Annotated in this window: 11 protein-coding genes and 4 tRNA genes; 1 reads left to right on the forward strand and 14 read right to left on the reverse strand. The window is 47.1% G+C overall.

Going from position 1 to position 12863, the window contains the following annotated elements; genetic code table 11:
- Positions 1 to 83: 83 nt before the first annotated feature.
- From rpoB to G7083_RS04955, 12 genes are all read right to left on the reverse strand, one after another.
- Positions 84 to 4109 carry a DNA-directed RNA polymerase subunit beta gene (gene rpoB, locus G7083_RS04900; RefSeq protein ID WP_166013818.1) on the reverse strand — a complete coding sequence of 1342 codons (4026 nt, stop codon included), beginning with the start codon at positions 4107 to 4109 and terminating at the stop codon, positions 84 to 86.
- 239 nt (positions 4110 to 4348) lie between these two features.
- Positions 4349 to 4711, reverse strand: coding sequence for a 50S ribosomal protein L7/L12 (gene rplL, locus G7083_RS04905; RefSeq protein WP_166013819.1), 363 nt, complete (start codon positions 4709 to 4711; stop codon positions 4349 to 4351).
- A gap of 66 nt (positions 4712 to 4777) precedes the next feature.
- Complete coding sequence (rplJ, locus tag G7083_RS04910) at positions 4778 to 5266, reverse strand: 50S ribosomal protein L10 (RefSeq protein ID WP_166013820.1); 489 nt, start codon at positions 5264 to 5266, stop codon at positions 4778 to 4780.
- Between the two features lie 270 nt (positions 5267 to 5536).
- Positions 5537 to 6238, reverse strand: coding sequence for a 50S ribosomal protein L1 (gene rplA, locus G7083_RS04915; protein WP_166013821.1), 702 nt, complete (start codon positions 6236 to 6238; stop codon positions 5537 to 5539).
- Positions 6239 to 6242: 4 nt separating this feature from the next.
- A complete protein-coding gene (gene rplK / locus G7083_RS04920) occupies positions 6243 to 6671 on the reverse strand; it encodes a 50S ribosomal protein L11 (protein ID WP_166013822.1) in 429 nt (142 codons plus the stop codon).
- Between the two features lie 130 nt (positions 6672 to 6801).
- Positions 6802 to 7350 carry a transcription termination/antitermination protein NusG gene (gene nusG, locus G7083_RS04925; RefSeq protein ID WP_166013823.1) on the reverse strand — a complete coding sequence of 183 codons (549 nt, stop codon included), beginning with the start codon at positions 7348 to 7350 and terminating at the stop codon, positions 6802 to 6804.
- 15 nt (positions 7351 to 7365) lie between these two features.
- On the reverse strand, positions 7366 to 7746 hold the full coding sequence (gene secE / locus G7083_RS04930) for a preprotein translocase subunit SecE (protein ID WP_166013824.1): 381 nt from the start codon (positions 7744 to 7746) through the stop codon (positions 7366 to 7368).
- A 222-nt stretch (positions 7747 to 7968) separates the two neighbouring features.
- A complete protein-coding gene (tuf, locus tag G7083_RS04935; RefSeq protein ID WP_166013786.1) occupies positions 7969 to 9153 on the reverse strand; it encodes an elongation factor Tu in 1185 nt (394 codons plus the stop codon).
- 103 nt (positions 9154 to 9256) lie between these two features.
- Positions 9257 to 9332, reverse strand: a tRNA-Thr gene (locus G7083_RS04940).
- Between the two features lie 13 nt (positions 9333 to 9345).
- A tRNA-Gly gene (locus G7083_RS04945) sits at positions 9346 to 9420 on the reverse strand.
- Positions 9421 to 9454: 34 nt separating this feature from the next.
- Positions 9455 to 9539, reverse strand: a tRNA-Tyr gene (locus G7083_RS04950).
- A gap of 35 nt (positions 9540 to 9574) precedes the next feature.
- A tRNA-Thr gene (locus G7083_RS04955) sits at positions 9575 to 9650 on the reverse strand.
- Positions 9651 to 9855: 205 nt separating this feature from the next.
- Here G7083_RS04955 and coaA point away from each other — a divergent pair.
- Positions 9856 to 10779, forward strand: coding sequence for a type I pantothenate kinase (gene coaA, locus G7083_RS04960; protein ID WP_166013825.1), 924 nt, complete (start codon positions 9856 to 9858; stop codon positions 10777 to 10779).
- A gap of 64 nt (positions 10780 to 10843) precedes the next feature.
- On the opposite strand, the gene birA is transcribed toward coaA, so the two are convergent.
- Entirely contained in the window at positions 10844 to 11806 is a 963-nt protein-coding gene (gene birA, locus G7083_RS04965; protein ID WP_166013826.1) for a bifunctional biotin--[acetyl-CoA-carboxylase] ligase/biotin operon repressor BirA, read from the reverse strand.
- Entirely contained in the window at positions 11806 to 12846 is a 1041-nt protein-coding gene (murB, locus tag G7083_RS04970) for a UDP-N-acetylmuramate dehydrogenase (RefSeq protein WP_166013827.1), read from the reverse strand. Before murB ends, birA begins: the two co-directional genes overlap by 1 nt.
- Positions 12847 to 12863: the final 17 nt, after the last annotated feature.

The following is a 12863-nucleotide window of genomic DNA, read 5'->3' on the forward strand; positions in this document are numbered from 1 at the left end:
AAAGGGACTCGCTGCACTTAGCCGCGAGCACCTTCCTACCGAAAACCACTAGGCTTCCCCTTGCGGGGAAACCTGAGGGTTTATTATTCGTCTTCTAGCTCGATGTTGATACCTAGCGAGCGGATCTCTTTCAACAGTACGTTGAACGATTCTGGCATACCAGGTTCCATCGCGTGATTGCCATCTACGATGTTCTTATACATCTTAGTACGGCCGTTCACGTCGTCCGATTTCACGGTCAACATCTCTTGCAGAGTATACGCAGCACCGTATGCTTCCAGTGCCCACACTTCCATCTCACCGAAGCGCTGACCACCGAACTGAGCTTTACCGCCCAGAGGTTGCTGAGTAACCAGACTGTAAGAGCCTGTAGAACGAGCGTGCATCTTATCGTCAACCAAGTGGTTCAGTTTGAGCATGTACATGTAACCAACGGTAACTGGACGCTCAAACGCATCACCCGTACGGCCATCAAACAGAGTCAACTGACCAGAAGCTGGCAGATCCGCCAGTTCCAACATCGCCTTGATCGACGCTTCAGGAGCACCATCGAATACCGGCGTCGCCACTGGCAAACCTGCACGCAGGTTTTGCGCTAGAGTCCGCACGTCTTCATCGCTCAGTGCTGAAATATCAACACGTTGACGAGTATCGCCCAGATCATACACCTTCTGCAGGAACTCACGCAGCTTGGCTAGCTCTTGCTGTTCCTTGATCATTTGGTTGATCTTGTCACCGATACCTTTCGCCGCCAGACCTAAGTGAACTTCTAGGATCTGACCGATGTTCATCCGCGATGGTACGCCCAGTGGGTTCAGTACGATGTCAACCGGCTGGCCGTTTTCATCGTATGGCATGTCTTCAACAGGGTTGATCTTCGAGATAACACCTTTGTTACCGTGACGACCCGCCATCTTATCACCCGGCTGGATGCGACGTTTCACTGCGAGGTAAACTTTAACAATCTTCAGTACGCCAGGAGCCAGATCATCACCTTGGGTGATCTTACGACGCTTAGTTTCAAACTTCTTATCGAAGTCTGCTTTCAATTCGTCGTACTGTTCTGCCAGTTGCTCTAGTTGGTTTTGCAGCTCTTCATTTTCAAGTGTCTGCTCTAACCATTTCTTACGTTCGATTGAACCCAGTTTCGCTTCGGTGTAACCACCCGCCAACAGCACTGAACGCACACGCGCCAGCAGACCGCCTTCCAGAATTTGGAACTCTTCTGTCAGATCTTTCTTGGCTTCTTTCAGCTGCATCTGTTCGATTTCAAGCGCACGTTTGTCTTTTTCTACGCCATCGCGAGTGAAGACTTGTACGTCGATAACCGTACCCGCTACTGAGTTTGGTACCCGCAGAGAAGTGTCTTTTACATCAGACGCTTTCTCACCGAAGATTGCACGCAGCAGTTTCTCTTCTGGAGTCAGTTGTGTTTCACCTTTTGGTGTTACTTTACCAACCAGAATATCGCCGCCTTTCACTTCAGCACCAATGTACACGATGCCTGATTCGTCGAGTTTAGACAGTGCAGCTTCACCCACATTCGGGATATCAGCCGTGATCTCTTCTGAACCGAGCTTAGTATCACGCGCCACACAAGACAGCTCTTGAATGTGGATCGTGGTAAAGCGGTCATCTTGTACTACACGCTCAGAGACTAAGATTGAGTCTTCGAAGTTGTAACCATTCCAAGGCATAAATGCGATACGCATGTTTTGGCCAAGAGCCAATTCGCCAAGGTCAGTCGAAGGACCATCTGCCAGTACGTCGCCGCGAGCCACAGGTTCACCCGGCATCACGCATGGACGCTGGTTAATACAAGTGTTTTGGTTCGAACGCGTGTACTTAGTCAGATTGTAGATATCGATACCCGCTTCACCGGAGATCAACTCTTCTTCGTTCACTTTCACTACGATGCGTGAAGCATCAACCGACTGGATAATACCGCCACGTTTGGCAACTGCCGTTACACCAGAGTCAACCGCTACGTTACGCTCAATACCGGTACCAACCAGTGGTTTCTCGGAACGCAGAGTTGGCACCGCCTGACGTTGCATGTTCGCACCCATCAAGGCACGGTTAGCATCATCGTGTTCTAGGAACGGGATCAGCGATGCTGCGATCGATACGACTTGGTTGGTCGCAACGTCCATGTAGTCAACGTGTTCACGAGGGTGAAGACCTGACTCACCTTTTTGACGTGCAGTAACCAACTCATCAGCAAAACCGCCTTCTTCCGCGAGCTTAGCGTTCGCCTGAGCGATAACGAATTGACCTTCTTCAATCGCAGAAAGGTAATCCACTTCGTCAGTCACGATACCATTCACCACACGGCGGTAAGGTGTTTCTAGGAAACCATACTCATTACAACGAGCAAACGCTGACAGTGAGTTAATCAAACCGATGTTTGGACCTTCCGGAGTTTCGATAGGACACAGACGACCGTAGTGGGTTACGTGTACGTCACGAACTTCGAAACCAGCACGCTCACGAGTCAGACCGCCAGGGCCCAAAGCAGAAATACGACGCTTGTGCGTCACTTCTGACAACGGGTTGTTCTGGTCCATAAACTGAGATAGCTGAGAAGAACCAAAGAATTCTTTTACAGCAGCAGAAATTGGTTTCGCATTGATCAGATCTTGTGGCATCACATTGTCAAGATCACCTAAGCTTAGGCGTTCTTTCACAGCGCGTTCAACACGTACCAGACCCACACGGAATTGGTTTTCTGCCATTTCGCCAACACTACGGATACGACGGTTACCAAGGTGGTCGATATCGTCCACTTCGCCTTTACCGTTACGGATCGAGATCAGTTTCTTCATCACTTCGATGATGTCGATCTCATCCAGCGTACCTTGCTCACCAGCATCATCACGACCGATAGAGCTGTTGAACTTCATACGGCCAACAGTTGATAAATCGTAACGTTCAGCAGAGAAGAATAGACTATCAAATAGTCCTTCAGCGGCTTCTTTCGTTGGCGGCTCGCCAGGGCGCATCATGCGGTAGATTTCTACCAGAGCAGAGATGCGATCGGTGGTGCCATCAACGCGCAGGGTTTCTGACATGAACGGACCGTGGTCCAGATCATTGGTAAACAGAACCTCTAGCTTCTTGTAGCCGGCTTGAGACAGATTCGCCAATGCTTCCAGGCTGATTTCCTGGTTAGCGGCAATAATCAGTTCGCCTGTTGCTTCGTTTACGTAATCTTTTGCAGACACTTTGCCTACGATGTACTCAACCGGAACTTCAATGAAGTTCACACCATCTTTTTCAAGTTGACGGATGTGACGTGCAGTCACACGACGGCCTTTCTCTACGTAAACTTTACCATCCGCTTCGATATCAAATGTTGCCGTTTCACCACGTAGACGCTCTGGAACCAACTCCATCATTAGAGTTTGATCTTTCACTTCGAAATTCACTTTTTCGAAGAAGATGTCCAGAATTTCAGCGCCAGTTTTACCTAGTGCACGCAGAATGATTGAAGCAGGTAGCTTACGACGACGGTCAATACGTACGTACAGGTTGTCTTTTGGATCGAACTCAAAATCAAGCCATGAACCACGGTACGGAATGATCCGTGCGTTATACAGAACTTTACCTGAAGAGTGGGTCTTACCCTTATCGCTGTCGAAGAACACGCCTGGGCTTCGGTGCAGCTGGGATACGATAACCCGCTCGGTACCATTAATTACGAAGGTACCATTATCTGTCATGAGCGGAATTTCACCCATGTAGACTTCTTGTTCTTTAATATCTTTGACAGTACCTGCTGGCGCGTCTTTATCAAAGATCACTAGGCGCAGTTTTACGCGTAGCGGTTTTGAATAAGTTACACCACGGATTTGACATTCTTTAACGTCAAAAACTGGCTCACCAAGACGGTAGCTAACGTATTGCAGCTCTGAATTGCCGTTATAGCTCTGGATTGGAAATACAGAACGAAAAGCGGCTTCAAGACCGTATTGTCCTTCAGGATCCTGTTCGATGAACTTTTCGAACGAATCGAGCTGGATCGATAGCAGGTATGGAATGTCCAACACTTGTGGACGAGTACCAAAGTCCTTACGGATGCGCTTTTTCTCGGTATAAGAGTAAACCATGGGGTTCCTCAGCTCGCTGATAAGTGACCCAAACTGTCCGCCTTTCAGGTTAAAAAGGGGTGGGACAGTGACTAATCGCTGTTTACTGTAGTGTGAATCATTGCGTTGCAATAAATTCATTTGCATGAGTATGAGACGCTTAAACAGCGGGAAAATTCGTCCATACCCTACAGCGCAAAAAGGCCGGTGGTTATTAAACCACCAGCCATTAGCCTTGCGGCTAAGAAATTAAGTAGGAATTACTTAACTTCAACAGCTGCACCAGCTTCTTCAAGCTCTTTCTTCAGTGCTTCTGCTTCGTCTTTAGATACCGCTTCTTTAACAGCAGCTGGAGCACCGTCAACTAGAGCTTTCGCTTCTTTCAGACCTAGACCAGTTGCGCCACGTACTGCTTTGATAACAGCAACTTTGTTCGCGCCAGCAGCAGTCAGAATTACGTTGAATTCAGTTTGCTCTTCAACAGCAGCAGCAGCAGGACCAGATACAACTGCAGCAGCAGCAGTAACACCGAACTTCTCTTCCATAGCAGAGATCAGTTCAACAACTTGCATTACAGACATTTCTGCAATAGCGTCTAGGATTTGCTCGTTAGTAATAGACATAACAATTCTCTTTTAAGTCAACAATAAGTTTATTTAGCAACCAGTAGAAGGCGAAAGCGATTAGGCTTAAGCAGCTTCTTTTTGATCGCGGACAGCAGCGATAGTACGAACCAGCTTGCCAGCAGAAGCTTCTTTCATGCACATCATCAGGCGTGCAATCGCTTCGTCGTAAGTTGGTAGTGTCGCTAGTACTTCAGGGTCAGTCAGTACGCCTTCATATGCAGCTGCTTTGATTTCAAATGCTTTGTTCTCTTTCGCGAATTCTTTAAAAAGACGCGCTGCAGCACCTGGGTGCTCATTAGAGAAGCCGATCAAAGTAGGACCTACGAATACGTCTTTTAGACATTCGTAAGCTGTGCCTTCTACTGCGCGACGTGCTAGTGTGTTACGAACAACTTTCAGGTAAACGCCCGCTTCACGAGCTTGTTTACGCAGATTAGTCATCGCAGCAACTTGAACACCACGAGAGTCAGCAACAACTGCAGAAAGTGCACCACTGGCCGCTTCGTTGACTTCAGCAACAATTGCTTTTTTGTCTTGAAGATTTAAAGCCATCTTGGATTAACTCCTGGTTGTCGTTACACCACTCACTATTATCAGCAACAGTGAGAGTTTTTTTGGTGCAGTCCCAGAAGAAAGCTAACTTAAAAAGTAAATCTTTCTGTCAGTTCGGGCACCATCTACGTAGGTTTTATTAAGTTATCCAAAGATAACGCCTACGGTCTTGGACGGAGACTGGGTTATTATCTCAAGGATAAAGGTTCAGCCCCAACCACAAATATTAGGCGCAAAATTATACATTAATTTTGCGCCTATGCAAATGCATTAAACTTGTGCACTCAGAGTATTCTGATCGACAGCAACGCCAGCACCCATAGTTGTAGAGATGCTTACCTTCTTCACGAAAACGCCTTTCGCAGAAGATGGTTTTGCTTTTTTCAGAGCAACCAACAGAGCTTCTAAGTTCTCTTTCAGTTGTTCTGCTTCGAACGTTACCTTACCAATTGTAGTATGGATGATACCGTTCTTGTCGTTACGGTAACGAACCTGACCTGCTTTAGCATTCTTAACTGCTTCAGCAACGTTAGGAGTTACAGTACCCACTTTCGGGTTTGGCATCAGACCACGTGGGCCTAGGATAGTACCTAGTTGACCAACTACGCGCATTGCATCTGGAGAAGCAATAACTACGTCGAAGTTCATTTCGCCTTTTTTCACTTGGTCAGCCAGATCTTCCATACCAACCAGTTCCGCACCTGCAGCTTTAGCCGCTTCAGCGTTAGCACCTTGAGTGAATACCGCTACGCGGATGTCACGGCCAGTACCGTGTGGCAGCACAGTTGCGCCACGAACGTTTTGGTCAGATTTACGAGCGTCGATACCTAGGTTAACAGCAACGTCAACTGATTCAACGAATTTCGCTGTTGCCAGCTCTTTCAGCAGTGCAACTGCTTCGTTGATGTCGTACTCTTTAGTTACATCCACTTTTGCGCGGATAGTACGCATACGCTTAGTTAGTTTCGCCATTGTATTAACCCTCTACCACTAGGCCCATTGAACGAGCAGTTCCTGCGATAGAACGCTTCATCGCTTCGATATCAGCACCAGTCATATCAGCAGCTTTAGTTTCTGCGATTTCTTGGATTTGAGCGTCAGTGATTGTGCCCACTTTAGCAGTGTTAGGACGCGCTGAACCAGACTTGATGCCTGCCGCTTTCTTCAGAAGAACTGCTGCTGGTGGAGTCTTAGTTTCGAACGTGAAAGAACGGTCACTGTACACAGTAATAACAACTGGTGTTGGTAGACCTTTCTCCATAGATTCTGTACGTGCGTTGAACGCTTTACAGAATTCCATGATGTTAACACCACGTTGACCTAGAGCAGGACCAACTGGTGGACTTGGGTTTGCCATGCCAGCTGCAACTTGCAGCTTCACATAAGCTTCAACTTTCTTAGCCATGATATTTCCTAGATTATGGGTGCAAACGCTAACCGATTGGTCAGCTCCCCGAGTTTCATAAAGAACCTATAAAAAGGCGCGAAATTATAGTCATAATCCACGCCTCAAACAAGCCTAAAGCGATGCTTTTTTAATCAAACTTTTCAACTTGACCAAATTCGAGCTCAACAGGTGTGGCGCGACCAAAGATCGATACCGATACTTTCAAGCGGCTCTTCTCGTAATCCACCTCTTCAACGGTACCGTTGAAGTCAGCAAATGGACCATCATTAACACGTACCACTTCACCAGCTTCGAACATCGTTTTCGGACGCGGCGCTTCGCTGGCTTTTTCAAGACGGTTTAGGATCGCATCCGCTTCCTTATCGGTGATCGGTGCTGGACGATCTGATGTACCACCAATGAATCCCATGACACGAGGTACGCTACGCACCAAGTGCCAAGATTCATCATTCATGATCATCTGTACGAGCACATAACCTGGGAAGAATTTACGCTCGCTTTTGCGGCGTTGGCCTGCGCGCATTTCAACCACTTCTTCTGTTGGTACTAACACTTCACCAAACAGCTCTTCCATACCGTGCATTTTGATATGTTCACGAAGTGACTGAGCAACACGGCCTTCAAATCCAGAGAAGGCTTGAACTACATACCAGCGTTTTTTCGGAGCTTCACTCATGTATTAAACCCTCTACTATACTCCGGTCACAAAGGCGACGAGACGAACCATAATCCCGTCAATACCCCAAAGTGCCAGAGCCATTACAATACTTACTGCTAAAACGATCAACGTGGTTTGCATAGTTTCTTGGCGCGTAGGCCAAACCACTTTGCGAACTTCCATGCGAGACTCGCGAGCAAACACGATCGCTTGTTTGCCTTTTGTTGTTGTCGCAGCCACACCTAGTGCAGCGGCTATCAACACAATTACACCTGCGGCACGAGCGACCACAGAAAGTTCACCATACAGGTAATTACCCACAACAGCGGCAACCAGCAGAACAAAAGTGATTACCCACTTCAGAGTATCTGCTGCATTTGAGCTATCAGGAGCTTCAGCGTTGTTTGCTTTCATAAACCAACCTGTCACAAATCTGACTTCTAGACGACAACAACCCCGCTGTTGCAGGGCAAATCCATTCGGTCAACGCAATGCGCTGATTCCATACTTAAGTGTGACGAAAAACGCCTCACTCCAAAACTTTGACTGCATCTGATCAAGAAATCGACACATTATTGTGCAGCGCAGAAAAAGGGCATCAAATGATGCCCTTTTTAATAGTGCTTAGTCAAATAATTAAGCGATGATCTTAGCTACAACACCAGCACCTACTGTACGACCGCCTTCACGGATCGCAAAGCGTAGACCTTCGTCCATCGCGATTGGTGCAATCAGGTCAACTACCATTTGGATGTTGTCGCCTGGCATTACCATTTCTACGCCTTCTGGTAGCTCGATGCTGCCTGTTACGTCAGTTGTACGGAAGTAGAACTGTGGACGGTAACCTTTGAAGAATGGAGTATGACGGCCACCTTCATCTTTTGACAGTACGTATACTTCTGACTCGAACTTAGTGTGTGGAGTGATTGAACCTGGCTTCGCCAGTACTTGTCCACGCTCTACGTCGTCACGCTTAGTACCACGTAGCAGGGCACCAACGTTCTCACCTGCACGACCTTCGTCAAGCAGCTTACGGAACATTTCTACACCAGTACAGGTAGTCGTTACTGTGTCTTTGATACCTACGATCGCAACTTCGTCACCCACTTTCAGGATGCCGCGCTCGATACGACCAGTTACTACAGTACCACGGCCTTGGATTGAGAATACGTCTTCGATTGGCATCAGGAATGCCATGTCTACTGCACGCTCTGGCTCTGGAATGTAAGTGTCCAGCGCTTCTGCCAGTTCAATGATCTTCGCTTCCCACTGCTCTTCGCCGTTTAGCGCGCCCAGTGCTGAACCTTGGATTACTGGCAGGTCATCACCTGGGAAATCGTACTCTGACAACAGCTCACGTACTTCCATTTCAACCAGCTCTAGTAGCTCTTCGTCATCAACCATGTCACATTTGTTCATGAATACGATGATGTAAGGGATACCTACTTGACGACCCAGCAGGATGTGCTCACGAGTTTGTGGCATTGGGCCATCTGTCGCTGCTACTACTAGGATACCACCGTCCATCTGTGCAGCACCAGTGATCATGTTCTTAACATAATCCGCGTGTCCTGGACAGTCTACGTGTGCGTAGTGACGGTTTGGTGTATCGTACTCTACGTGAGAAGTATTGATAGTAATACCACGCTCACGCTCTTCTGGTGCGTTGTCGATTGACGCGAAGTCACGCGCTTTACCGCCGTATACTTTAGACAGTACAGTACAGATAGCTGCAGTTAGAGTTGTTTTACCGTGGTCAACGTGGCCGATAGTACCAACGTTTACGTGCGGTTTCGTACGTTCAAATTTTTCTTTAGACATGAGTTGTCCCTCTAGGTACGGATGTAGGTGGCATTGATATGACCACGCAACCAAAAAATATCGGTAGTAAAGTATATATCAAAAGGAAATTTTTGCTTAGATCTGGTGCTGATAGGCAGAATCGAACTGCCGACCTCATCCTTACCAAGGATGCGCTCTACCATCTGAGCTATATCAGCACTCTAAAATGAGTGGAGCGGGCAGCGGGAATCGAACCCGCATCATCAGCTTGGAAGGCTGAGGTAATAGCCATTATACGATGCCCGCACACGTAGCTCTGAGCGCTATTTCCTTAAAAATATGGTGGAGGGGGACGGATTCGAACCATCGAAGGCGGAGCCGGCAGATTTACAGTCTGCTCCCTTTGGCCACTCGGGAACCCCTCCAAATTTTTGGACCATTTTATTGCTAATGAAGAAAATGGTGCCGACTACCGGAATCGAACTGGTGACCTACTGATTACAAGTCAGTTGCTCTACCTACTGAGCTAAGTCGGCATAAGTGGTGCGCATTCTAGTGAATGATCTTAGACCTTGCAAGCCTTATATTTAAAAAAACTTTTTTCAAAGGATTTTTTTTCCGTTGTTTTTTTGCTCAAATTGCCATTCAATCGCGAATTCACGTATCATTCTATTTTGCTTTCGTTTGACCTTACTGTATTTTCGCTTTATTTATCATTTACCACATGATTGAACTGATATTATGACTCCTTACCTAACCTTTGATCGTCAACACTGGGCTGAACTTCGTAATTCAGTCCCTATGACTTTATCTGAAAGCGATCTTAAGGAATTGCAAGGGATCAATGATCATTTGACCATGACTGAAGCGGTCGAGATCTACCTGCCTCTTGCTCGCTTACTCAATTTGTACATTGAAGCTCGACAAAGCCGCAATGGTGTATTACAGCAATTTTTAGGCAGTGCGGGCTCTGCACCACCGTTTGTGATTGGGATTGCCGGTAGTGTTGCGGTAGGTAAAAGTACGACGGCTCGCTTATTGAAGGCATTGCTATCACGCTGGGAGAATCATCCTAAAGTTGAACTGATCACCACCGATGGCTTTCTGTACCCAAATCAAATCCTAACTGAACGCGGGATTATGCATAAAAAAGGTTTTCCCGAATCTTATGATATTCGCCGTTTAGTTGAATTTGTCTCTGCGGTTAAAGCGGGTCAACCGCATGTGGTTGCTCCTGTTTATTCACACCTGACCTATGATATTACTGATGAGGTCAATGTCGTTGATCGCCCAGATGTGCTGATTATCGAAGGGCTGAATGTTCTGCAAAGCGGGATGGACTATCCACACGATCCACATCGTGTATTTATTTCTGATTTTCTTGATTTCTCAATTTATGTCGATGCAGAGAGCCAACTGATCGAAAAGTGGTATATCGAGCGTTTTATGAAATTTCGTAATAGCGCTTTTAGAAAGCCAGGTTCATACTTCAGCCATTATACCGCGCTATCAGAGCAGCAAGCCGAGCAAAAAGCACGTTCAATTTGGGAGACCATTAACGGCAAAAATTTGATCGAAAATATACTGCCCACCAGAGGTCGGGCTCAATTAATTCTCCGTAAAGGGCTAAACCATAGCGTGGGTGAAGTGTTATTGCGCAAATAATCCGTTAGGCTTGCCTTTCGAGTGATCAGGATACCTACTCTCACTGGCAAACCTATTACGTTGATTAATCAGTTTTACGCAGTGATATTTCTCCGCCAATAAAGCTTTTCAAGCCCTCTGGAGTCTCTAATAACACGCCTCCGTGCGCATCGATTCCGCGCTCAATACCTATAATTTCATTAGATCCCATGAGCAATTTCACCGGACGACCAATAAAATTATCCCAACGATTCCAACGCTCGACAAAATTCTGCATGCCAGACGCTTCATATTGACGCAAGGTACGATCTAACGCATTAATGAGATTAATCGCTAAGACATTTCGATCTATGCTCTCCCACCCTGTGACTTCGGCTAGGCTGACCCACGGTTGATCAATATTGTCTTGCTTATCCGGCATTGCCAGATTAATCCCCATTCCAATCACTAAATGGGCTGCCGCGCCAGCTTGCCCAGACATTTCGACTAATATTCCGGCCAGCTTTTTATCTTGGTAGTAAAGATCGTTCGGCCATTTAAGTTTTACGCCATTGACCCCCATCGCTTCTAGCGCTTCGACGATCGCCACCCCTACCACCAAGCTCAGTCCCATTGCGGCGGCCATACCAGCATCTAAACGCCAATACATGGAAAGGTAGAGATTCGCCCCAAACGGCGAAACCCAGTGTCGACCACGTCGACCTCGGCCACTGGCTTGATATTCGGCCAAGCAAACCGTTCCCGATGCGAGCGTGTTGACATGATCAAGCAAATATTGATTGGTCGAATCAATAATCGGATGCAGCTCTACCGGATTGGTGACTTGGGATTGCAGCACGGCTTGATCCAATAATCGCATCGGCTGGGCAAGTTGGTACCCCTTACCTTGTACCCGAAACACATCGACCCCCCACGCGCGGATCCCTTGCAGATGTTTACTGATTGCTGCTCGTGAGATCCCAAGCTGAGCGCCTAACACCTCTCCCGAATGAAACTCACCATCCGCTAACTGATTGAGAATAGACAGCTTGACACTATGCTCTTTCATTATTGCTCACTCATCCATTGCTCAAGATTGGTTTCTTGCTGCGCGCCAATAAAACGAACTTCATGTTCAAGTTCAATCCCGTAGCAATCCAGTATGCGTTGTTTCACATAAGCCGCCAACTGTAATACATCTGCCGCGGTTGCCGATCCGGTATTCACAATCACCAACGCCTGCTTAGGATGAACCTTAGCGCCTCCGATTTGCCAACCTTTCAACTCTGCTTGATCAATTAGCCATCCCGCGGCAATTTTGACACCCTGATCAGTAGGATAAGCCACTACACCGGGGTACTGCGCTTGTAAATCAGCAAACGCCGACACACTGATCAGCGGGTTTTTGAAAAAGCTGCCGGCGTTACCCATGACCGCAGGATTGGGTAATTTTTCAATCCGTGTGGCGCAAACCCGCTGATAGACATCATAAGCGGTTGCTGTCTGTGGAAGATCTTTGAGCGGGCCATAATTGATGATCGGCTGCCAAGCTTTTGCTAACTTTAAGCCAATCGCCACCACTACCGCTTTTTGATACAGTTGATGTTTAAAAATCGAGTCACGATAACCAAACTGGCATTGATCAACCATCAAGCGCTTGACTGAACCACTCTCTAGACATAAGTAGTCCACATAATGGCAAACATCCTTAAATTCGAGTCCATAAGCACCGATATTTTGGATCGGTGCCGAGCCGGCACAACCTGGGATTAACGCCAAATTCTCCAATCCAGCAATGCCCTGATCAACACACCAAGCCACTAGTTCAGGCCAATCTTCGCCGCCAGCAATATGCAATAAGTGATGTTGTTCATCTTGTCGATGCTCTATTCCACGTAGCCGATTAAGAACCACCATGCCCGAGTAGGCACAAGTAAACAGCATGTTACTGCCTTTGCCTAACATCAACTTAGGCACATTCGCCCATTGCTCAGAGCAGTACAGCATTTGTAAATCATCAATCGATTCAGCCACGGCTAATTGAGCCGTCAATTGTTCAATACCAAAGGTGTGATAGGGTTTGAGATTCGCGCCGAGTTGAATTTGCATGGTCGTCTTAGGATAAC

This window comes from Vibrio sp. HDW18, from assembly GCF_011306175.1.
Lineage (GTDB): Bacteria > Pseudomonadota > Gammaproteobacteria > Enterobacterales > Vibrionaceae > Vibrio > Vibrio chanodichtyis.